Here is a 21,467-nt window from a genome sequence, read left to right as displayed (position 1 = left end):
CGCCGATCAGTCGGCCCGGCGCGCGACGAGCACGTCGTCGAGTACGCCGAGCGCGTCGGGGACCAGGACCGCAGCCGAGTAGTAGCAGCTCACCAGGTACGACATGATCGACTGATCGTCGATCTGCTTGAACCGGACATTCAGACTCGGCTCGTACTCGTCGGGAATGCCGGTCTGATGCAATCCGACGACGCCCTGGTCCTTCTCGCCGATGCGCATGGCCATGATCGAGGTCGTCTGGGTGCCGTTCACCGGGATCTTGCCGCACGGCAGAATCGGCACCCCGCGCCAGCCGGGAACCCGAGAGCCCTGGAACTCCACCGGATCGGGATACAGTCCGCGGCGCGAACATTCGCGGCCGAACGCGGCGATCGCCTTGGGATGGGCGAGGAAGAACTTGGTGCCGCGGCGCATGCTCAGCAACTCGTCCATGTCGTCGGGGGTCGGTGGGCCCGATTCGGTGGTGATGCGCTGCTTGAGATCGCAGTTGTGCAGCAGGCCGAAATCGGGATTGTTCACCAGGTCGTGCTCGCGCCGCTCGTAGAGCGCTTCGACGGTCAGGCGCAGCTGCTGGTCGATCTGGTTCATCGGGTCGTTGAACAGATCGGCGACGCGAGTGTGGATCCGCAGCACGCTCTGGGCCAGGCTGAGTTCGTATTGGCGAGGGCTGGCGTCGTAGTCGACGAAGGTGCCCTCGAGCAACGGTTCGCCGGAATGGCCGGAGGAGATCTCGATATCGGCCTCGCCCTTGGAATTCTGCGTCCGACGTGGTGTCTGGGCGGCCTCGGTGCGGATCCGGGCCAATGCGGGATTCATGTCGAGGAATTGTTCGAATGCTTGTCTTGGCAGGCAGAGAATGGTCGTCTTGGTCACCGTCTTCACGGTGTCCGGCCAGATCGCCGACGGGTCGGTGAGCATATCTTCGCCGTAATAGTCGCCGCCGGAGAGCATGCCGAGTTTCGTCGCCTCGCCGTATTCACCGGAACCCAGCCGGGCGAGTTTTCCGTGGACGACCAGAATGACCTGGTCCATCGGATTACCGAATTCGGCGACGACGGCGCCGGGATCGAGATCGTACTGCACGAAAGTATCGGCGAGCGGGCGCAGCAACTCGTCGTCGTCGACAGTGCGCAGGGCAGGCAGTTCGCGCAATTCCTGCGGGATCACCCTGGCGCGCGAGCCGTCGACGACGAACTCGACCTCGCCGTTGCCGACGGTGTGGGTGAGCCGGCGGTTGACGCGATAGATACCACCCGCGACCTGCACCCAAGGCAGCGCGCGCGACAGCCACCGGGAGCTGATCCCCTGCATCTGCGGCTCGGATTTGGTGGTGTGCGCCAGCTGTTGCGCCGCGCTGGTGCTGAGGCTCTTGCGAACGGAATTGTCTGTGGGCAGCGGCATTTCGATGGTCATGAAGTTCCTCACCTCGAGGCGGATTTCGGCACGGCCGATCAGCCTGTGCGGCGCGACGATGCGCGACAGGCTGGGGGTGGGTAACGATGTGAATCGAATGGTCCTGCGCGGAAGAAGCCGGGCGTGTGAAACGGTGTTACGCGAAATTGGATGCGTGCCAGTGTGTTCCGGACGAGAACGATGGTAGGGCGTCGAGCCGACGGTGTGCGGGCTAATCGGAAAAACATGGCTCTGACCGGGAGATCCGTTGCGCGGGAGGCGATTGCGTGGCGGCGAATGTCCTGGGATGAATCACCGACAGGCGCCGGATCGGCGGATGGTCGTTATCGTCGAATCATGTTCTTCGGCCCCGAGCCCGGCTGGAACGAGACCGTCGCGATGGTGCTCATCGTCGGCGTCGTGGTCTACGGTCTGCTCCTCGGGCTGATCGCGGCGGCCACCCACGAGTCCTACGATGCGGATCTTCCTGATCGCCGCGCTGGATTATCCGTTCCGCGGTGACCTGAGTGTGAGCAGCGAGCCGTTCGACAGTGTCTACGTCAGCGTGACGGGCCGCTGAACAGCGGGTGTGACCCGAATCGCCGGAACATGCGGCCTGTCACAGGCGACACATAATGGAGGTCCGGTGTGGTTAGCTCATATGAGCACATCGGGGTGTGTGAGGTGTGTCACTTTCAGTAGGGTAGGCCAGGTGGGAACGGTGGATATCAGTCCAAAAGGTGTGGTCGGTTCTATGCAGCGGTTGCTGGCTACCGCGCAGAACGGGCTGGAGGTGATCCGCTTCGGCGGATTGGCGCACGATGTCGAGTCCTCGCCCTTCGAGGTCGTCGAGCGCAGACGCATGTACCGGTTGCGTCACTACTTCCCCGACGATACGTCGGCGGGCCGTCCGGTGGCGTTGCTTGTTCCACCGTTGATGGTGAACGCCGACATCTGGGACGTGAACGCGGCGGGCGGCGCCGTCGGCATCCTGCACGCGAGCGGAATCGACTGCTGGGTCATCGATTTCGGTTCGCCCGCGACCGAGGAGGGCGGCTGGGAACGTGACCTGGCCGACCATGTGCTTGCGGTGAACTCGGCCATCGACACGGTCTGTGAGGCCACCGGCGCGCAGGTGCACCTGATGGGCTATTCGCAGGGCGGCATGTTCGCCTACCAGACCACCGCCTACCGGTACGGCAAGGGTGTGGCCTCCATCGTCACCTTCGGCAGCCCGGTCGACATCGTCGCGGGCATGCCGTTCGGGCTGCCCTACGGCGTGGTGTCCGAGGTCGCCGATTTCCTGGCCGACCACGTGATGCACCGGCTGCCGATCACCGAATCGATGGTGCGCATCGGCTTCCAGATGCTCGACCCGGTCAAGACCGCCAAGTCGCGGATCGACTTCCTGCTGCAGCTGCACGACCGGGAAGCGCTGCTGCCCAAGGAGCGTCAGCGCCGCTTCCTCAACAACGATGGCTGGGTGGGGTATTCGGGTCCCGCGGTCGCCGATCTGCTCAAGCAGTTCGTCGCGCACAACCGGTTGATGCTGGGCGGCTTCGTGATCCGCGATCACCCGGTCTCGCTCGCCGAGCTGAAGTGCCCGATCCTGGCGTTCGTCGGTGAGGTCGACGACATCGGCCAGCCCGCCGCGGTGCGCGGCATCGTGCGGGCCGCGCCCAATGCCGAGGTGTACGAAGCCAGTTTGGTGGCAGGGCATTTCGGGCTCGTCGCCGGTTCGATCGCGACCAACCACACGTGGCCGATGGTGCGCGAGTGGATCGAGTGGATGGAAGGCAACGGCACCCTGCCCGAGCAGATCGTCCCGATGCAGGAGCACGTGCCGAGCAACGCGCCCCGCACCGCGGCGACCCGGGTCGTGCACACCGCGGCCACCCTGGCCGAGGCGGGCGCCGGCGTCGGCAAGGCGCTGGAAGGCCTCGCCAGCAATACGATTCGCGGTTCGGTCGAGATGGCGGGGGAGGCGGCGCGCGCCCTGCCGCGGCTGACCCGGCTCGGGATGATCCAGCCGCACACCCGGATCTCACTCGGCAAGCTGCTCAACGAGCACGCCAAGCGGGCGCCGCAGAAGGATCTGTTCCTCTTCGACGACCGGGTGCACACCAATGCCGCGGTCGAGGTCCGCATCGACAATGTTGTGCGCGGGCTGATCTCCGTCGGCATCCGGCCGGCCAACCGGGTCGGCGTGGTCATGGAGACCAGGCCCAGTGCGCTGGCCGTGGTCGCCGCGCTCTCGCGCCTCGGCGCTGTCGCGGTGCTGCTCGCGCCCGGCGCCGAACTGGACCGGGCCATGGAGCTGACCGGCGTGCAGACGCTGATCACCGACCCGGAGAACCTGCGCACCGCCGCCGCGACGGGTGCGCGCGTGCTGGTGCTCGGCGGCGGTGACACCAGGCAGCTGATGGTGCCGACCGGCGATCGGGTGATCGACCTCGAGCAGATCGATCCGTCGCGGGTGCGGGTGCCTGCCTGGTTCCGGCCGAATCCTGGTCTGGCCCGCGAGCTCGCGTTCATCCTCGTCATCGGCACCGGTGACCGCCTCGAGGCCAAGTACATCACCAACCATCGGTGGGCGCTGTCGGCGTTCGGCACCGCCAGCGCGGCCGACCTCGACCGCCGCGACACCGTGTACTGCCTTGCGCCGCTGCATCATTCGTCGGGCCTGCTGGTGAGTCTGGGTGGGGCGATCGCCGGTGGCAGCCGGATCGCGCTGGCCAGGCCGATGGACATGGAGCCGGGCCGCTTCGCCGAGGAAGTGCACCGCTACGGCGTCACCGTCGTCACCTACACCTGGACGATGCTGCGCGACCTGCTCGACGCGCAGGTCTTCCCGGCGGGCCACAACCATCCGATCCGGCTGTTCATCGGCTCCGGCATGCCCGCCGGGCTGTGGCGGCGCACCGTCGAGCAGTTCGCCCCGGCCAGGGTGCTCGAGTTCTACGCCTCGATCGACGGCGACGTTGTGCTGGCCAATGTGCCCGGCGCCAAGATCGGGTCCAAGGGCAGGCCGGTGCCGGGCACCGCGCATGTCGAACTGGTCGCCTACGACCCGGTCACCGAGCAGATCCACGTCGGCGACGACGGCTTCGCGCGGCGCTGCGCCGACAACGAGCCGGGGCTGCTGCTCGGTAAGTCGGTCGACGGCGGTGACCTGTCCGACGGCGGACTGCGCGGGGTCTTCCGGGCCGGCGACGCCTGGTGGCCGACGGAGAACCTGTTCCGGCGCGACAGCGACGGCGACTACTGGCTCGTCGACCGCCGCGACACGGTGATCCGCACCGCCCGCGGTCCGGTGTTCACCCAGCCGATCGTGGACGTGCTCAACGACATCACCCCCGTCGACATGGAGGTCGCGTACGGGCTGAAGACCCCGTCGGGCATCCTGGCCGCCGCCGCGCTGAGCGTGCGCAAGGGCTTCAAGATCGAACCGGGCGATGTCACCGAGGCGATGCGGGCACTTGCCCGCGATCAGCGGCCCGATCTGGTCTACGTCGTCGACGAGATCCCGCGCAGCACCAGCTTCCGGCCCTCCGCCACGGCGGTTCAGGCCGCCGGTCTGCCCAAGGCTGGTCCGAACACCTGGATCTACAACCGGGAGACCGACGTCTACGAGGTGCTCACCGACGCCGCTGCCGCCGGGTTGTTCGGCGGTAACTGACGGGCGAGTGGGGTGGACGGCGGTCGGCCAACCACCCCACTGGAGCGACAACTCACCGGTGCGGGCCGGGTTACACCTGGTATTCGGTGACGGCGTCGATCACGCGGGTCAGCTGCGTCTCGCTCAGCAGCGGCCACAGCGGCAACCGCACGATCGTCGCGGAGAAATTCGCAGACCGTGTGCACGGCACCGGAGTCCGGCCGTACTTCAGGCCCGCCGGGCTCGAATCCAGCGGAATGTAATGGAACGGCGCCACGATGCCGCGCTCGGCGAGATGAGCGATGATGCCGTCACGGCTCTCCTCGGTCGGCATCCGCAGGTAGAACAGGTGCGCGGTGTGGCCGCGATCGGCGGGCACCGTCATCGGTCGCACATCGTTGCGGGCAGCCCAGTCCGGCAGTGCGGCCGCGTAGGTGTCCCACACGCGGTGACGCTGCTGCTGGATGGTGTCGAACTCGGCCAGCTGCGCGTCCAGCACGGCCGCGTTCAGCTCGCTGGGCAGGTAGCTGGAGCCGATGTCCTGCCAGGAGTACTTGTCGACCTGGCCGCGCAGGAAGCGGGCGCGGTCGGTGCCCTTCTCCCGCATGATCTCCGCGCGGCCCATCAGGATCTCGTCCGAGAGCAGCAGCGCGCCACCCTCGCCGCAGTGCACGTTCTTGGTGTCGTGGAAGCTCTGCGTGCCCAGGGTGCCGATGGTGCCCAGTTGCCTGCCGCGCCACGTGCCGCCGAGGCCGTGCGCGTTGTCCTCGATGATCGCCACACCGTGCTGGGCGGCCAGCGCGAGCAACGGCTCCATGTCGGCGGCGACACCGCCGTAGTGCATGACGACGATCGCCTTGGTGCGGTCGGTGATCGCGGCAGCAGCGGCCGCCGGATCGATATTGCCGGTGGTCTCGTCGATATCGACGAACACGCAGGTCGAACCGCGCAGCGCCATCGCGGTCGCCGCCGAGGTGAACGCGAAACTCGGAACGATCACCTCGTCCTCGGGGCCCAGCTCGAGCAGCAGCGCGCCCAGCTCCAGCGCGTGCGTGCACGACGTGGTGAGCAGCGTGTGCCCGGCGCCGGTGATGGCCTTGATCTTGGCCGTCGCCGACTTGGTGAACTGACCGTCGCCGTGACTGTGATCGGATTCGAGCACGGTCAGCAGATTGGCGCGTTCAGCGGCGGCGCGGAACGGCCTGCTGAAGATGATCCGGTCGCTCACTCGTGGTGACCCTTCTCCGTCGCGGCTGCCGGTACCGCGGCGTCGACTCGATGGTTCACGGCCGGCGCATGCATCGTATCCGGGCGCGGTGTCGGGGTCTCGACGGTCAGGTACAGCGGCTTGCCGACCAGGATGTGCAGGGCCACACCGAGATATTCCGCGATCAGGCCGAGCGAGAACAGCGTCGCCCCCGAGCACAACAGCAGCACGACGATGATCGATGCCCAGCCCTCGGGATTGTCCTGCGTCAGCGCCTGCACGATGACAACCCCGGCCATGATCACGCCGGCCAGCGCCAGTGTCACCCCGAGCATGCTCACCAGGCGCAGACCGCGAGTGCCGCTGCACAGCACCATCTTCCAGAACAGCGAGAAAAGGCGGCGATAGTTGTAGCCGGACTCCTCGCGGCCCTCGGCGCGCAACACCACCGGCACCTGAACGGCTTTGCCGACCACCCAGGTCAGTGCCACATCCAGGTACACGCCGTTGGCCGCGACCTCGGCCAGCTGACGGCCGATATCACCGCGGATCAGCCGGAAGCTCTCGAACCGTGTCGAATCCGGGAAAGCGAACACCGTCGCCAGCACGATCTTCGAGCCGCGCGAGGTGATGTTGCGGAGGAAACCGTGCGGTCGGGTATTGGTCGGCTTCGAATAGACCAGATCCGCGCGCGAGGCCAGCGCCGCGTCGAGGAAATCGGCGATGAACGCCGGGTCGTGCTGACCGTCCTCGTCCATCGTGACGATCCAGTCGCCCCGCGCCGCCGCCATTCCCGCGATCGTCGCCGCGTCCTGACCGAAGTTGCGGCTCAACCACACCGGGCGAACCTGTGGATAGGCGCCTGCCAGTTCTTGCAGCACCACATCCGAACGGTCGGGGCCGTTGTCGTGCACGAGGATGATCTCCTCGACCGCGAAGCGGGCGCCGCTGGTCGAGGTGGACGGGCCGGTCAGCCGGTCCAGCTCGGCGACCAGCGCCGCGATCGTCTCCTCGCCGCGATACACCGGGACGACCACCGACACCGAATGCACCGGGCGCGATCCGTCGCGGGCGGGCGCACCGGCACGCAGGACTGCGCCGGGTCGGGACGAATGTGCGGAAGGAATCGGCATCGTCGACTTTCGGTGTATGAGGGCGAGCGCGTGGAGAAACCCAACAGTGAGCGCACTTTAACATCGGTATATGGCGGCCCGTGGCGCTGCTCGGGCGCCTGCCACGGGTCCGCGGCGGATGTGCCCTGCGGCGGTGCCGGTGTGGGCGCTTGCCTGTAGGGTCTGGTCCTCGTGGTGGAAAGTAGAACCCCTCCCCGTCGTGCCGTGTACCTGTGGGGCCTGATCACCTCCCTCGGAGTGATCGCGGGCTATGGCGCGGTTCTGCTCGCCAACGCCAGGCACTTCTACACCGACGACACCGAATCCCAGTACGTCCCGCTGTGGGTGATGCTCGGCAGGCGGCTGCGCGACGGTGATCTGCCGGTCATGGTGCCCGAGCACTGGATGGCCGGAAACTACTCGATCGAAGAAGCGGGACTGCTGAATCCGCCGCAGCTGCTGATCGATCTGATCGCGCCGTCGGTCGGCAATCTCGTGCTGTACGCGACCGTGGTGAAGCTGATCTTCGCGATCATCCTCGGCCTGGGCGTCTACCGGATCTGCCTGGCTTACGGCTCGAAGGTGCAGTGGGCGGCGCTGGCGGGCGTGTCGATCCCGTTCACGGGCTGGCTGCTGTTCTTCGACGAGGCCAGCTGGATGACGGCGTTCACCGGCACCGCGTGGATGGTGCACGCGTGGGCGTCGGGGGTGCGCTACGCGCGCGGTAGCGGCGGGCCGATCCCGGTGTTCGTCTACCTGTATCTGGCGATCTCGGTGCAGTACATCTTCCCCGCGGTCGAGGCCGGTCTGATGGTCGGCGCGGTCGCGGTCGGCGAGCTGATCTACCAGAAGACCTGGCGGCCTTCGCTGAAACTGCTGCTGGTCTCGGGTCTGGCCGCGCTGGCCGGGCTGGCGACCTATCTGCCCAGCATGCTGTCGGCCAAGGTGACCTGGCGCGGCACCGCCCAGATCAACAACGACCAGTTCCTCACCGTGCCGTGGTCGGAATCTCTGAACGCGAGCCTGCCATCGACGCTGCCCGCGTTCACCTCGTGGTGGGGCTATGTGCAGCCGCTGCCGGTGGTCTACATCGCCTGGTTCCTGATCCCGGCATTGGCGTTCATCGACTGGGGTAAGGCGCGGGAGGCGTGGCGTGAGCTCAGCGGGATCGCGCTGTTCGCGATCGCCGCGCTCATGTGGACCGCCGGTCCCGGCACGATCGGACCGCTACGCTGGCCTGCCCGTGTGCTGCCGATGGTGGCGCTGGGTCTGCTGCTGCTGGTGTGCGTGCTGCTCGGCCGTTTCGCGACGTTCAAGGACTGGCGTTCGCGTGGCATCGCCGCCGCGGTGCTGATCGGGCTGCTGTGGGTGCGGTCGTTCTCGGCCGATCCGCACAACTGGCTGGTCCACGTAGTGGCCGCGCTGGTCCTCGCCGCGCTCGGCGCCGGGGTGGTGTGGCTCGCGGTGAACAAGGGCATTTCGGCCGCGGCCGCGCTGGCGATCGTAGCGGTGTTCCCGATCGCGTACTTCCAGGTCGACCGCGCGCAACCGACCCCGATGAGCTGGAACCTGCCCAGCGACCGCGGCGCGGCGATGGCCGCGTTCCCCGATTTCGCGGGCACCACGCTGCAGCTGGGTGATCGCGCGCTGATCCAGCCGGGGGAGCGCACGCTCGACGATGCGTACGGCTCGCTGGTGTTCGGCAACTACGCCAAGGATCTCGAGCTGACCTACGTCAGCGGGTACACCCCGAACGGGCACTTCTGGTTCGGCGACATGCTGTGCATGCGCTGGGACACCAGCGTCTGCCCCGACGCCTATCGGCGCGCGTTCGCGGTGGAACCGTCCACCGGCAAGACGATCGTCGATCTGATGAACGTCGACCGCGTCGTGCTCCAGCGCGCGCTCTACCCGGACGCCCGCAACCAGGAGGCGCCCGCAGGCTGGAAGTGGGTCGACTACCCCGGCCACGAGAAGTACATCGCGGTGCTCGAACGCGAGAACGGCCTGATCTCCACCCGCAACGGCCGCGTCTCGGCGGTCGAGGGCGGCACCGCGGTCTCGGTGTCGGAAACCGACACCACCAGCCGGGTCAGGGTCAGCTCCGAGACCGGCGGCCGCGTGGTGTTCGCGCGTCTCGGCTGGCCGGGCTACCGGGTCAGCATCAACGGCAAGGACGTGCCGTTCACGGTCGTCGCCAAGTGCTTCGTCGCGGTCGACATCCCAGCGGGCACCCGCAACGGCGATCTCGAACTGACCTGGCGTCCGCCGGGCTGGAAGATCGGCGGGGCGGCGATCGTCGCAGGCCTGCTCGGCCTCGCGCTGTTGCAGTGGCTGTACGTGCGCGGGCGCAAGCCCGAGGACGAGCAGACGGCGCCCGCGGCCGAGTCGATCCCCGATGACGCCGAGCTAGCGGACGCGGTGCGATGACCGCCGAAGCGGCGCCCGCCCACGGCGTGCTCGAAACGCCGGGCCCGCTGCTGCGGATCGTCAAACGCCAGGAGCTGGCGTTCGCGATCGTCGGCGGGTTCAACACCCTGCTCGGCATGGCGCTGGTCGTGTTCTGGCTGGGTGTGTTCGGTGACGGCAGGCCCGGTCTGGCTGTGGTCGCGGCCTATGCGGTGAGCACGGTCGGCGCGTTCGTGCTGCACCGCACCCTGGTGTTCCGGGTTCGCGGGCACCTGCTGCGCGACTTCGTCGCCTTCTGCGGCGTGAACGTGGGCGGCCTGGTCCTCAACGTCGTCCTGGTGGAGCTGGCGGTGACCGGGCTGGACTTCCCGGCCGCACCCGCGTCGGTGATCGTGATGGGTCTGGTCGCGGTGCTCAGCTTCTTCGGGCACCGCTACATCTCGTTCCGGCGGGCGCGGTAGGTTAGGGACATGGCGCACGAATCCACCATCGACGCAACCCTGCTCAGCCTGCTGGCCTGCCCCCAGGACAAGGGCCCGCTGCAGCTGGTGCGCACCGAGTCGGACGCGAGCGTGCTCTACAACCCGCGCCTGCGCCGTGCCTACCCGATCGACAACGGCATTCCGGTGCTGCTGATCGACGAGGCCCGCGACGTCACCGACGCCGAGCACGAGTTCTTCACCGCCCAGTCCTGACCGGCGCGGCGAACCTGGGGTCCCCAAACACCCCGCTTCGGAGTTAGGGTTACCTCAGTCGCCGTCCCGTGGCGGTGACGTCGATTTCATCCGGCGAGCGCGAGAAGGTGCCTCCGATGTCCGACGATGTAGCCCTGAGCGGCATTCCGCTGACCATGCTCTGGACCCTGCACAACCGCGGGTCGGAGGTGAAACGCGCCGACGCGGTCCTGACCGATCCCGACTGTGAACGCGTCTACGACACCATCGCCTTCGACTACGAGCGATCCTTCGGCCCACCCGACGGCACCCACGCCGTGCGGTCGGCCCGCTTCGACGAGGCGCTGCGCCCGTGGCTGGCCGACCATCCCGGCGCGACCGTCGTCGAACTCGCCGCCGGGCTGGAAACCCAGTTCCAGCGCTGCGACGACGGCGCGGTGCGCTGGCTGTGCGTCGATGTCCCCGAGGCGATCGAGATCCGCAGCCGATTCCTGCCGCCGTCGCGGCGGTGCCGGTACTTGCCGATCAGCGCGCTCGACCTGACCTGGCTCAACGCCGTCGATCCCACGCACGGCGTATTCGTCACAGCGCAGGGACTTCTCATGTACTTCGAACCCGACGAGGTGCGCCGCCTTGTCACCGTGATCCTCGAACGCTTCCCCGGCGTCGAGCTGATGTTCGACACCATCCCACCGTGGTTCTCCCGCAAGACGATGCGCGGATTCCACAAGACGCCGGACTACACCGCCCCGCGGATGCCGTGGGGCGTCGAGCGGAGCAAGATCGCCGCGCTGCTCCGGTCGTGGAGTCCCGCGGTCGAGGAGGTGACGGTGAGCTCCTACGGACCCTCGCACGGTCCGCTCGCCACGACCCTGTCCCTGTTCGCCGCGCTACCGATCCTGCGTGACATCCCACCCGCGATCGTCCGGGTGCGTTCGCGCTGAATCACGCACCGCCGATATCACCGGTCAGGTAGCGCTGCATCGAGGGGCCGACGGCGGCCACGACCTCGTCGATCGGCATCGACGCCAGCGGTTCGATCCCGACGATCTTGCGGGCGGTCAGCACCCCGACCATCTGCGCGGCCGCCAGCGCCACCCGCGCCCTGCCGTCGTCGGTGGGGGTGGCGATCCGGGCCCGCACCCTTTCCAGCACCACCTGGAGCAGGAACGAGCGGGCCAGATTCACCTCGCCGCCGCCGAATATGCTGCGCACCATCGCGACGATGCCGGGGCCGGCGGGGGAGTCCCACACCCCGACCACCGCGCGCACGATGGTCTGTCCGAGCTCGTCGAGCGGCGCGTGGTCGACCGCGTTCAGCGTCGCCTCCGGATCGACGGGGAACTCCACGGCCGCGGCGAACAACTGCTGTTTGGTGCCGAAGTAGTGGTGCACGAGGGCGGGGTCGACGTCGGCGTCACCGGCGATCGCCCGGATCGAGGTCTTGTCGAAACCGGTGTCGGCGAATCGGATCCGGGCCGCGTCGAGAATCGCCGCGCGCGTATCGGTATTGCCGGGCCTGCGCCCGGTGCGACCGGATCTGGCTGTGCCCGAACCGGATTCGCCGTCACTCATGGGTGTCCCTCTCCTCGTTCCTCAGGGAGTCCGTCGACGCAGGGTAGCCGCACCGAGGCACAGGGCCACGACCGCGAACCCGGCGACCACCGCGATATCGCGCCACATGGTCGCGGTCGGCTCCGGATACAGCGACACCTGTTGCAGCGCGTCCACGGCGTAACTCAACGGCATCACATTGCTGATCGCCTCCAGCCACCCGGGCAGCTGATCGCGCGGAACGAGCAAGCCACACAGGAAGATCTGCGGCGCCACGACCACCGGCATGAACTGCACCGCCTGGAACTCGGTGCGCGCGAACGCGCTGGCGAGCAGGCCGAGTGCGACGCCACAGACCGCGTCGACCATGGCGATCAGCATCACCCAGCCGGGATTGCCCGCGGCGTTCATGCCGAGCAACCAGAAGGCGACCAGACAGGCGACGGCGGCCTGCGCCGCGGCGGCCAGCGAAAACGCGCTGCCGTACCCGGCCAGCAGATCCAGTTTGCGCAACGGCGTGGTGAGCAGCCGCTCCAGCGTGCCCGAGGTGCGTTCGCGCTGCATCGCGATGGCGGTGATCAGGAACATCACGATGAACGGCAGGATGCCGAGCATGGTGATGCCGACCCGGTCGAAGATCGTCAGCGGGGCGTGCGGCGCGCGCGGCGCGTCCTGATAGATGAAGTACAGCAACGTCATCAGCAGGGCAGGGACCACCAGGATCATGGCCACGGTGCGGTGATCGTTGCGCAGCTGCCGCAGGATCCGGCCGGTGGTGGCGGTGTAGGGGCGCAGGGTCATGGTGGTCATGCGCTCTCTCCCATCGTGATCAGGGTGAGGAAGGCGGTCTCGAGGTTCTGCTCGTCGGTGCGTTCGCGCAGTTCGTCGGGGCTGAGCTGGGCGAGCATGTTGCCCTCGCGCATGAGCAGCAGCCGATCGCAGTGGTCGGCCTCGTCCATCACGTGACTCGAGACGAGCAATGTCGTTCCCGCCGCGGCCAATTCGCGGAACTGCTTCCACAGTTCGACGCGCAGGACCGGGTCGAGGCCGACCGTCGGTTCGTCCATGACCAGCAGTTCCGGCTTGCCGACCAGCGCGCAGGCCAGCGACGCCCTGGTCTCCTGACCACCGGAGAGCTGATCGCCGAGCTGGTCCGCGTACTCGCGCAAACCGACCGAGGTGAGCGCTGATTCGATGTCGTCGCGGTCGCGGCCGTAGAGCGCGGCGTAGTAGGCGACGTTCTCGCGGACGCTGATGTCGGGGTAGATGCTCGGCGCCTGGGTGACATAACCGACCCGGCGGCGCAGCCCCGCACTGCCCGCCGGATCGCCGAGCACGGTGACGGTGCCCGACTCCACGATCTGAGTGCCGACGATGCTGCGCAGCAGGGTGGTCTTGCCACAGCCCGACGGGCCGAGCAGACCGGTGATCGAGCCGCGTGGGATATGGAGCGTCAGTTCGTGCAGAACGGTGCGTTTCCCGCGTTTGACGGTCAGGCCGTCGACCTGGATGGCCGGGGGTGCGGTGTGCGACATGGTCGCCTCAATTCATCGAGTGTTGAATTCACTACATGATGAATTTAGCGCTGCCCGGTCGGCGTGGCAAGAGTCAATGCGCGTGCCGTGGGGGCGCCGTGGCCTGCTGACCTGGCTCGACGACCACGAACTGGCCCATCATTCCCACGTCCTCGTGCCAGAGCAGGTGGCAGTGATACATGTACGGGGTGTCCGGATCGGCGGGTCCGTCGAAGCGCAGTGCCAACATGGCGGTCGTGTTCGGCGGCAGGAAGATCGTGTCCTTGGGTCCGGTCAACGCCGGTGGTGGCGGCGCGCCCGCGTAGTCGAGCACCCGGAACTGCACGTCGTGGACGTGGAAGTTGTGCGGCATCCCGTCGGCATTGCGGACGATCCATTTCTCGGTCGTGCCACGGGTGACGGTCGCGTCGATGCGATCCATCGCCATCGGGGAGCCGTTGATGCCCGCGAGGGTGAGATCGAAGGTGCGTTCCACGGCGGCATCCGAGCCGTCCGGCGTCGACGGCGCGACGAGTGCGGCGGGCAGCTCGGGGGAGGGGCGCAAAGTGTCGGCGGCCCGGAGTTCGAGCACATCGAACCGGTCGTCGCCGCCGGAGAACCGGTTGGACCAGAAATCCAGGCCCGCGTCGAGCCGCTCGCTGCGCAGCACCGCGCGCTCACCGGGCTGCATGCGCACCACGATCTCGGCGCGCTCACCGGGCGAAAGCTGCACGGCGGTGAGCGATTCGGGCCGTTCGAGCAGGCCGCCGTCGGAAGCGATCAGCGAGAATCGCTTGCTGTCGCGGAACGCGAAGTTGTAGATCCGCGCGGTCGAGGCATTGAGCAGCCGCAGCCGGACCAGTTCGTCACCGACCTCCTGGTACGGCGCGATGGTGCCGTTCACCATGGTGCGGTCGCCGAGGAACCCGATATCGCGGAAGGCGGTGTGGCTGCCGTCGAGGCGTTTGCCGCGCAGGCGCAGGTCCTGCACGATCACCGGGATGTCGTCGACGCCGTAGGTGTCGGGCAGCGGCAGCGCGGTGTCGTCGTCGATCAGGAACATGCCCGCCAGGCCGCGGCGCACGTGGTCCTCGGTCGCGCCGTGCGGGTGCGGGTGGTACCAGAGCGTCGAAGCGGGTTGTGCGACTGTCCATTCCGGCGTCCAGGTCGCGCCCGCCTCGACCATCTGGTGCGGGCCGCCGTCCATCGCCGCGGGCAGGTGCATGCCGTGCCAGTGCACCGTCGAGGCCTCGGGCAATTGGTTGCGTACGCGAACCCGCACCTTGTCGCCGCGGGCGGCGCGCAGCGTCGGGCCGAGGTAGCTGCCGTTGAAACCCCAGGTCTCGGTGGCGCGACCCGGCTCGAATTCCGTTGTGCCGGTCTGCATATCGAGGGTGAACACGCGGGTGCCGTCGGGTTCGACGGTTGACGCGGCCTGCGGGGGGATCGCGAGCGGGCTGGTGAATTCGGTGGTGCCGACGGTGGAGATGTCGGCGCCGGCCCAGGTCCAGGTCACCAGGCCCGCGATCGCGAGCACCAGGGTGAGGGCGAGTGCGCCCGCGCCGAGCAGTACCCGGCGCAGGCGGCCGGGTCGAGAAGGGGAAGCCATGCTCCGACGGTAGGGAGGCCGACCGTGGTCGCACATCGGGAAGCGCCCCCCATCGGACCCTGGCTCGCACCCTGATCGCGCCGATGTTTCCGCAGGTAGCGGCATATCTCCGCGCACCCAGACGGTGATGTGATGCGGGTCACATCGAGTGGTTGTCACGATCCGGCGGGGTCGTTTGTCCTATCGACATCCCACCGACAAGGAGCATCGCCATGAACACCACCACGCACCGCATCGTCGTCCTCGGCGCCGGCTACACGGGCATGCTGGCCGCGATCCGCCTCGCCCGGCGCACCCGCAAGCTCGACGTCCGAATCACCCTGGTCAACCCGTCGGCGCGGTTCACCGAGCGGCTGCGCATGCACCAGATCGCCGCCGGTCAGGAACTCGCGAACCACCACATCCCCGACCTTCTCGACGGCACCGGCATCGAATTCGTCCAGGGCCGGGCCACCGCCATCGACCCCGAGACACAGCGTGTGCACGTCGATGGTTCCGGCGAGCTTCCCTACGACGCGCTGGTCTACGCGCTCGGCAGCACCACCGACACCACCGCCGTCCCCGGTGTCGCCGAGCACGCGTGGACGCTCAACGATCCGCGCCTCGCCCACGAATTCGCGGGCAAGCTCACCGAACTCGCCGCCGCGGGCGGCACGGTGACGGTGTGCGGTGGCGGCCTCACCGGCATCGAAGCCGCCACCGAGATCGCCGAGAGCCATCCCGGTCTGCGCGTCACCCTGATCAGCGCGACCGAGCCGGGCGCGATGATGGGCGAGAAGGCCCGCGCCTACCTGAACACGGCGATGGACCGGCTCGGGATCGTCCGGGCGACCGGCCTGCGCGTCACCAAGGTGCTGCCCGACGCGGTCGAACTCGCCGACGGCACCAGGATCGACGCCGACCTCACCCTGTGGACCAGCGGCGTGCGAGTCTCGCCGCTCGCCGCCGAGGCGGGTATCGCGACCGACGAGCGCGGCCTGATCGCGGTCGATCCCACGCTGAAGTCGGTGTCGCACCCCACGATTCACGCCGTCGGCGACGCCGCCGCGGTGCGTCAGGCCTGGGGCCAGGTCCACGGCACCTGCCAGAGCGGCCTGCCCACCGCCGCCTACGCCGCCGACGCGATCGCGGCCGAGCTGCGCGGCAAGCCGGTGCGGCCGTTCCGCTTCGGCTACTTCCATCAGCCGGTGAGCCTGGGCCGCCGCGACGCGGTCATCCAGTTCACCAATGCCGACGACACCCCGCGCCGCATCTACCTGACCGGCTGGGCGGCGAGGACCTACAAGGAGATGGTCAGCAGCAGCCCGGTGCCGACGTTCAAGGCGAGCAAGCGGATGACCATGAGCGTCCAGTTGTCCAAGGGCGGCAAGGCGACTCGCGCGAACGCGTGAGTCCGCCCCCGCCATCACCCACGCGCCGGTTTCGTGCGAACCGGCGCCCGAACTCGCCGCAGTGACGGAGCATGCGCCATGGTTGACCCCATGCCGGACCAGGACCCCTTCCTCGAGCACCGCCGTCTGTTGTTCTCGACCGCCTACCGGATGCTCGGCACCGTCACCGACGCCGAGGACATCCTGCAGGACGCCTGGCTGAAATGGAACGACACCGATCACGCCGCGGTTCAGCACCCGAAGGCGTACCTGGTCCGCGCCGTCACCAACCTGTCGCTGAACCGGCTCACCTCCGCCAGGGTGACCCGCGAGGCCTACGTCGGCCCCTGGCTGCCCGAACCGGTGCTGACCTCACCCGATATCGCCGAGGATGCCGCATTGGCCGACACCGTCTCCACCGCGATGCTGGTGGTATTGGAAACCCTGACCCCCGTCGAACGCGCGGTATTCCTGCTGCGTGAGGTGTTCGGCTACACCCACGCCGAGATCGCCGAGGCGCTCGACAAGACCGAGGCGAGCGTGCGGCAGATCGCGCACCGCGCCAAGAACCACGTCCAGTCGCGGCGTCCGCGCTTCGACACCGACAAGGCCGCCCGCGCCCACATCACCGAACAATTCATGGCAGCCTGTTCCGGCGGCGACCTGAACGCGCTGATGGACCTGCTTGCTCCCGACGTCACCTGCTGGTCCGACGGCGGCGGCGTCGTCACCGCGGCGCGCAGACCACTGCACGGCCCCGACCACGTCGCCCGCTGGATCCTCGGCGTGCTGGCCAAACCGTCCTCGGCGGGCATCGAACTCAGCACCGCCGAGATCAACGGCGAACTGGGCACCCTCGCCTCGTTCGGCGGAAACCCCGGCGCCGCCTTCACCTTCGACCTCGTCGGCGGCCGCATCCAGAACCTGCGCTTCCAGGTCAACCCGGGCAAGCTGGCCGGCCTCTACCGCGGCACCGACCTGCTCGGCTGAATCCCGCTGCGCTGCCCGCACGCCCGGATGGGCCAGAATGACGAGCGTGTCCGCCCAGGAACTCACCGTCGATCCACCCACCGCCGCGCGCAGGTTGCTCGGCGCGACCCTGTCGTCGGGGCCGGTCGCCGTGCGCATCGTCGAGGTCGAGGCCTACGGCAGCGATCCGGCCGGGCTGTGGCCCGATCCCGCCGCCCATTCCTGGCCGGGGCCGACCGCCCGCAATGCGGTGATGTTCGGTCCGGCCGGGCGGCTCTACGTGTACCGCTCGTACGGGATCCACGTCTGCGCGAATGTGACCACCGGATTCGACGGTGCTGCCTCGGCGGTGCTGCTCCGGGCGGGTGAGGTCATCGCGGGTCATGATCTCGCCCGCGCCCGCCGCCCTGCCGCGCGTGCCGATGTCGACCTGGCTCGTGGTCCCGGAAATCTCGGCAGCGCATTGGGTTTCACCTTCGACGACTACGGCACCGAGCTGTTCGACCCGTACTCCGGGATTCGGCTCGAGCTGAATCCCGCTGTCCCGCAGGCCGAGATCGCCGTGGGGCCGCGCGTGGGGGTGAGTGTGGCCGCCGACGTCGCGTGGCGGTTCTGGCTGCCCGCCTCACCCGCGGTGTCCACCTACCGGCGCAGTCCACGTGCGCCCGAATCGGTCGCGAGAAAAGTTTCGCGGCGGCGATGAATTCGCAACGCGGGCCACGTCCTATCTGGTGAACGCGCTACCCACCGAGCGCGACCGAACCGAAGGACACGACATGACCACCACCGCCACCTCCTCCGCGACCTTCTCCAGCGCCGCCGTCCACCGCCCCGGCAAGATCCGCAACCGCGTCCTGTGGACCCTGCAGGTGGTGCTCGGCCTGTTCTTCATCATCGCCTCGGGCGGCCCGAAGCTCGTCATCCCGAACATGCTGATGGACAACCCGCCCGAGAACCTGACCATCCCGCTCGGGCTGCTGATCTTCATCGGAGTCGCGGAGGTGGCGGGCGGTATCGGCCTGATGGTGCCGCGGCTCAGTGCCCTGGCCGCCGCGGGTCTGTCCGTGCTCACCGTGCTCGCCGCCGCGACGCAGGCCTTCATCGCCGATCTGCCGGGGATGGCGATCTTCCCGCTGGTGCTGGCCGCGATCTTCGCCTGGATCGGCTATGAGCGCCGCGAGAGCATCACCTCGCTGGTTCGGTGAGTCACCGACCGCGCTGAGCATCGCCGGGCCGAGCAGGTCCGGCGATTTTCGGCGTCCGCGGACAAGGTGGGTTTGTCCGCGGACACAAGGTCGCGCCGCGGAACTCGTTGGCGAATCCTATGGGGTCAGGGCCACTTCCGGTGCGACGATCGATGTCCACATGCCCGACGCCTTCCGCAGGAGTATTCGTGTTCACCTTCACCAGCAGTGACGGCATCACCATCCACGTCCGGAGTTGGTTGCCCGTCGCTGTCGAACCGGTGGGCGTGGTACAGATCGCGCACGGCATGGGTGAACACTCCGACCGCTACAGCCACCTGGCCACGACACTCGCAGGCCTCGGCTACGCCGTCTACGCCGGCGACCACCGGGGCCACGGGTACAGCATGTTCTCCGAGCCGGGAAAGCTCGGCGACGACGGCTGGAACCTGCTGGTCGCCGATCTGGTGACGCTGACCCAACTGCTGCGCGAACGTCATCCCGGGCTGCCGGTCACCCTGTTCGGGCACAGCCTCGGCTCCTTCGCGGTACAGCAGTACATTCTCGACCACTCCGCGCTGGTCGACGAGGTCGTGCTGTGCGGGTCGACGGCGGTGGACGGGCTCTTCGACAACATCGCGGCCGCGGGCGGCGACCTGACCGCGTTCTTCAACGCCGGATTCCAGCCGACGCGCACCGACGCGGACTGGATCAGCAGCGACGAAGCGCAGGTCGACGCCTACCTCGCCGACCCCTGGTGTGGCTTCGCCGTCGACGACACCAATATGGCGCAGCTCGCGGCCACCGCTTACCAGCGCCTGAACGATCCGAGCACCGTGCGCACCGACCTGCCGATGTATGTGATGGTCGGCGACCAGGATCCGCTCAACGACGGCACACGCCTGTCCGACCAGCTGGTCCGGCGCTACCGCGACGCGGGCCTGTCCGACATCACGTACCGGATCTACCCTGGCGCTCGCCACGAGGTGCTCAACGAGGTCAACCGGGACGAGGTCGAAGCCGAGCTCGCCGCCTGGATCACCCGCGTGCGGGTCTGAGCACCCAGTCGGCCCGACACCGCCCGGCCTGCGCGCGGGCGGTGGAACGAGTACGGAAAGATGGAGCACCGTGACCGGCGACATCTTCGACGAACTGACCTGGCGCGGCCTGATCGCGCAGTCCACCGACCTGGACGAGTTGCGGGCGGCAGCCGCTACCGCGCCGCTGACCCTGTATGCCGGCTTCGACCCCACCGCGGCCAGCCTGCACGCGGGTCACCTCGTCCCGCTGCTGGCACTGAAGCGGTTCCAGCGGGCCGGTCACCGGCCGATCGTCCTCGCGGGCGGGGCCACCGGCCTGATCGGTGACCCCCGCGACGTCGGCGAACGCACGATGAACTCCACCGACACCGTCGCCGAGTGGGCCCAGCGCATCCGCTCCCAGCTCGAGCGCTTCGTCGACCTCGACGATTCGCCGACCGGCGCGGTAATCGCCAACAACATGGACTGGACCGGCTCGCTGTCGACCGTCGACTTCCTGCGCGACGTCGGCAAGCACTTCTCGGTCAACGTCATGCTCGCCCGGGACACCGTCAAGCGGCGGCTGGAGGGTGACGGCATCTCCTACACCGAATTCAGCTACATGCTGCTGCAGGCCAACGACTACTTGCAGCTGCGCCGCGAATACGGCTGCACCTTGCAGGTCGGCGGCTCCGACCAGTGGGGCAACATCATCGCCGGCGTCGAGTTGAACCGCCGCGTCGACGGCGCGCACGTGCACGCGCTCACCGTTCCCCTGGTGACCTCGGCCGACGGCAAGAAGTTCGGCAAGTCCACCGGCGGCGGCAGCCTGTGGCTCGACCCCGAGCTGACCAGCCCCTACGCCTGGTACCAGTACTTCGTGAACACCGCCGACGCCGATGTCGTGCGGTACCTGCGCTGGTTCACCTTCCTCGGCAGGGAAGAACTCGACGAGCTCGAACAGGCCACTACGGAACGCCCGTTCGCCCGTGAGGCGCAGAAGCGCCTGGCCGCCGAGATGACCACACTGGTGCACGGCGAAGCCGAGACCCACGCGGTGGAACTGGCGAGCCAGGCCCTGTTCGGCCGCGGTGACCTGCGTGAACTCCCGGAGTCGACGCTGGGTGCCGCCCTGCGCGAAACCGCCATCGACGGCAAGGTCGCCGAGGTCGTGCCGGGCGAACCGAACACGATCGTCGATCTGCTCGTCGCGTCCGGCCTGGCCGAGAGCAGGGGAGCGGCGCGTCGCGTGGTCAACGAAGGCGGTGCCTCGGTGAACAACGAGCGCATCAGCGACATCGAGTGGACCCCGTCCGACGCCGACTACCTGCACGGGGAGTGGCTGGTGCTGCGACGGGGCAAGAAGAACATGGCAGGCGTCCGGCGGATAGCCTGACCTCGCGGCGGAGGCCTGAATCACATTCGTGTGATTCAGGCCGGCGCAGCGGCCGGGTCCGACGCGCTGACCTGCGCAGATCCCGTGCTGTCCAGGCGATTTGACGCGGAGTTATCCGGCGCGTAACTTATTGGAAGTCAGAGCGACACGGACACCAACCCGGAGCCGAGACGCTGGCCCTCAGGGCGAGCGGGCGTAGGGAAAACGAGGTAGGACGGGGTGCGCCTGGCATTGCCTCATCGGGTGACCAGCGTTACGATTGACATCGCCTGGAAGCGCGGTTAGGCTGGAACAGTTGCCCTGGAGGAGATCCGGACGAGAGTCGGTGGTCCTCCTTGTGCGTGTGTTCTTTGAGAACTCAATAGTGTGTCGATGAATGTCAGTGCCAATATTATTATTG

General features: G+C 68.1%; 19 protein-coding genes. 12 read left to right on the top strand and 7 right to left on the bottom strand.

The features are described from left to right. Positions 1-6: 6 nt before the first annotated feature. Complete coding sequence (locus ACFWF2_RS11065; RefSeq protein ID WP_379306888.1) at positions 7-1,413, bottom strand: family 2B encapsulin nanocompartment shell protein; 1,407 nt, start codon at positions 1,411-1,413, stop codon at positions 7-9. 336 nt (positions 1,414-1,749) lie between these two features. Between ACFWF2_RS11065 and ACFWF2_RS11060 the strand changes: the two genes are divergently transcribed. Together ACFWF2_RS11060 and ACFWF2_RS11055 are read left to right on the top strand one after the other, a co-directional pair. Then, complete coding sequence (locus ACFWF2_RS11060) at positions 1,750-1,914, top strand: hypothetical protein (protein WP_379306886.1); 165 nt, start codon at positions 1,750-1,752, stop codon at positions 1,912-1,914. Positions 1,915-2,053: 139 nt separating this feature from the next. Further along, positions 2,054-5,071, top strand: coding sequence for an acyl-CoA synthetase (locus ACFWF2_RS11055; protein WP_379306884.1), 3,018 nt, complete (start codon positions 2,054-2,056; stop codon positions 5,069-5,071). Between the two features lie 70 nt (positions 5,072-5,141). On the opposite strand, the gene rffA is transcribed toward ACFWF2_RS11055, so the two are convergent. Further along, positions 5,142-6,278, bottom strand: a complete 1,137-nt coding sequence (gene rffA, locus ACFWF2_RS11050) for a dTDP-4-amino-4,6-dideoxygalactose transaminase (RefSeq protein WP_379306882.1) — start codon at positions 6,276-6,278, stop codon at positions 5,142-5,144. Next, the gene (locus ACFWF2_RS11045; protein ID WP_379306880.1) at positions 6,275-7,309 is read right to left on the bottom strand and encodes a glycosyltransferase; all 1,035 of its coding nucleotides are present in this window, start codon (positions 7,307-7,309) and stop codon (positions 6,275-6,277) included. Before ACFWF2_RS11045 ends, rffA begins: the two co-directional genes overlap by 4 nt. Before the next feature lie 255 nt (positions 7,310-7,564). Here ACFWF2_RS11045 and ACFWF2_RS11040 point away from each other — a divergent pair, with 255 nt between their 5' ends. From ACFWF2_RS11040 to ACFWF2_RS11025, 4 genes are all read left to right on the top strand, one after another. After that, on the top strand, positions 7,565-9,799 hold the full coding sequence (locus ACFWF2_RS11040; protein WP_379306878.1) for a hypothetical protein: 2,235 nt from the start codon (positions 7,565-7,567) through the stop codon (positions 9,797-9,799). Next, positions 9,796-10,239 carry a GtrA family protein gene (locus ACFWF2_RS11035; RefSeq protein WP_379306876.1) on the top strand — a complete coding sequence of 148 codons (444 nt, stop codon included), beginning with the start codon at positions 9,796-9,798 and terminating at the stop codon, positions 10,237-10,239. Before ACFWF2_RS11040 ends, ACFWF2_RS11035 begins: the two co-directional genes overlap by 4 nt. Positions 10,240-10,248: 9 nt before the next feature. Then, positions 10,249-10,473 carry a Trm112 family protein gene (locus ACFWF2_RS11030; protein ID WP_378857006.1) on the top strand — a complete coding sequence of 75 codons (225 nt, stop codon included), beginning with the start codon at positions 10,249-10,251 and terminating at the stop codon, positions 10,471-10,473. A 116-nt stretch (positions 10,474-10,589) separates the two neighbouring features. Continuing rightward, positions 10,590-11,396: a class I SAM-dependent methyltransferase gene (locus ACFWF2_RS11025; RefSeq protein WP_379306874.1), complete on the top strand. Its 807-nt coding sequence runs from the start codon at positions 10,590-10,592 to the stop codon at positions 11,394-11,396. Position 11,397: 1 nt separating this feature from the next. Here ACFWF2_RS11025 and ACFWF2_RS11020 read toward each other — a convergent pair whose 3' ends face one another. From ACFWF2_RS11020 to ACFWF2_RS11005, 4 genes are all read right to left on the bottom strand, one after another. After that, a complete protein-coding gene (locus tag ACFWF2_RS11020) occupies positions 11,398-12,027 on the bottom strand; it encodes a TetR family transcriptional regulator (protein WP_379306872.1) in 630 nt (209 codons plus the stop codon). Positions 12,028-12,048: 21 nt separating this feature from the next. Continuing rightward, positions 12,049-12,807 (bottom strand): ABC transporter permease, encoded by a 759-nt coding sequence (locus ACFWF2_RS11015; protein ID WP_379307001.1) that lies wholly within the window; start codon positions 12,805-12,807, stop codon positions 12,049-12,051. A gap of 5 nt (positions 12,808-12,812) precedes the next feature. Then, entirely contained in the window at positions 12,813-13,541 is a 729-nt protein-coding gene (locus ACFWF2_RS11010; protein WP_379306870.1) for an ABC transporter ATP-binding protein, read from the bottom strand. A gap of 73 nt (positions 13,542-13,614) precedes the next feature. Then, positions 13,615-15,129, bottom strand: a complete 1,515-nt coding sequence (locus tag ACFWF2_RS11005) for a multicopper oxidase family protein (protein WP_379306868.1) — start codon at positions 15,127-15,129, stop codon at positions 13,615-13,617. Positions 15,130-15,341: 212 nt separating this feature from the next. On the opposite strand from ACFWF2_RS11005, the gene ACFWF2_RS11000 reads away from it, so the two are divergent. The 6 genes from ACFWF2_RS11000 (at position 15,342) to tyrS (ending at position 21,067) form a co-directional block, all read left to right on the top strand. Continuing rightward, on the top strand, positions 15,342-16,520 hold the full coding sequence (locus ACFWF2_RS11000) for an NAD(P)/FAD-dependent oxidoreductase (RefSeq protein ID WP_379306866.1): 1,179 nt from the start codon (positions 15,342-15,344) through the stop codon (positions 16,518-16,520). Between the two features lie 78 nt (positions 16,521-16,598). After that, entirely contained in the window at positions 16,599-17,489 is an 891-nt protein-coding gene (locus tag ACFWF2_RS10995; protein WP_379306864.1) for an RNA polymerase sigma-70 factor, read from the top strand. A gap of 37 nt (positions 17,490-17,526) precedes the next feature. Beyond that, on the top strand, positions 17,527-18,171 hold the full coding sequence (locus ACFWF2_RS10990) for a DNA-3-methyladenine glycosylase (protein WP_379306862.1): 645 nt from the start codon (positions 17,527-17,529) through the stop codon (positions 18,169-18,171). A 73-nt stretch (positions 18,172-18,244) separates the two neighbouring features. Further along, complete coding sequence (locus ACFWF2_RS10985) at positions 18,245-18,673, top strand: DoxX family protein (RefSeq protein ID WP_379306860.1); 429 nt, start codon at positions 18,245-18,247, stop codon at positions 18,671-18,673. Between the two features lie 188 nt (positions 18,674-18,861). Beyond that, a complete protein-coding gene (locus tag ACFWF2_RS10980) occupies positions 18,862-19,710 on the top strand; it encodes an alpha/beta hydrolase (RefSeq protein ID WP_379306858.1) in 849 nt (282 codons plus the stop codon). A 70-nt stretch (positions 19,711-19,780) separates the two neighbouring features. Continuing rightward, a complete protein-coding gene (gene tyrS / locus ACFWF2_RS10975; protein ID WP_379306856.1) occupies positions 19,781-21,067 on the top strand; it encodes a tyrosine--tRNA ligase in 1,287 nt (428 codons plus the stop codon). Positions 21,068-21,467 lie beyond the last annotated feature (400 nt).

Source organism: Nocardia sp. NPDC060259, from assembly GCF_042728775.1.
GTDB lineage: Bacteria > Actinomycetota > Actinomycetes > Mycobacteriales > Mycobacteriaceae > Nocardia.
Note: the sequence above shows the minus strand (reverse complement) of the source record. Positions and strands in the feature narration are given on the sequence as shown.

Coding starts and splice junctions, on each gene's coding strand:
- ACFWF2_RS11030 (WP_378857006.1), top strand. CDS start 10,249: ATGGCGCACGAATCCACCATCGACGCAACCCTGCTCAGCCTGCTGGCC.
- ACFWF2_RS11025 (WP_379306874.1), top strand. CDS start 10,590: ATGTCCGACGATGTAGCCCTGAGCGGCATTCCGCTGACCATGCTCTGG.
- ACFWF2_RS11000 (WP_379306866.1), top strand. CDS start 15,342: ATGAACACCACCACGCACCGCATCGTCGTCCTCGGCGCCGGCTACACG.
- ACFWF2_RS10985 (WP_379306860.1), top strand. CDS start 18,245: ATGACCACCACCGCCACCTCCTCCGCGACCTTCTCCAGCGCCGCCGTC.
- ACFWF2_RS11060 (WP_379306886.1), top strand. CDS start 1,750: ATGTTCTTCGGCCCCGAGCCCGGCTGGAACGAGACCGTCGCGATGGTG.
- ACFWF2_RS11035 (WP_379306876.1), top strand. CDS start 9,796: ATGACCGCCGAAGCGGCGCCCGCCCACGGCGTGCTCGAAACGCCGGGC.
- ACFWF2_RS11055 (WP_379306884.1), top strand. CDS start 2,054: ATGAGCACATCGGGGTGTGTGAGGTGTGTCACTTTCAGTAGGGTAGGC.
- ACFWF2_RS11065 (WP_379306888.1), bottom strand. CDS start 1,413: ATGACCATCGAAATGCCGCTGCCCACAGACAATTCCGTTCGCAAGAGC.
- ACFWF2_RS11005 (WP_379306868.1), bottom strand. CDS start 15,129: ATGGCTTCCCCTTCTCGACCCGGCCGCCTGCGCCGGGTACTGCTCGGC.
- ACFWF2_RS11020 (WP_379306872.1), bottom strand. CDS start 12,027: ATGAGTGACGGCGAATCCGGTTCGGGCACAGCCAGATCCGGTCGCACC.
- ACFWF2_RS10995 (WP_379306864.1), top strand. CDS start 16,599: ATGGTTGACCCCATGCCGGACCAGGACCCCTTCCTCGAGCACCGCCGT.
- ACFWF2_RS11015 (WP_379307001.1), bottom strand. CDS start 12,807: ATGACCCTGCGCCCCTACACCGCCACCACCGGCCGGATCCTGCGGCAG.
- ACFWF2_RS11010 (WP_379306870.1), bottom strand. CDS start 13,541: ATGTCGCACACCGCACCCCCGGCCATCCAGGTCGACGGCCTGACCGTC.
- ACFWF2_RS10990 (WP_379306862.1), top strand. CDS start 17,527: ATGACGAGCGTGTCCGCCCAGGAACTCACCGTCGATCCACCCACCGCC.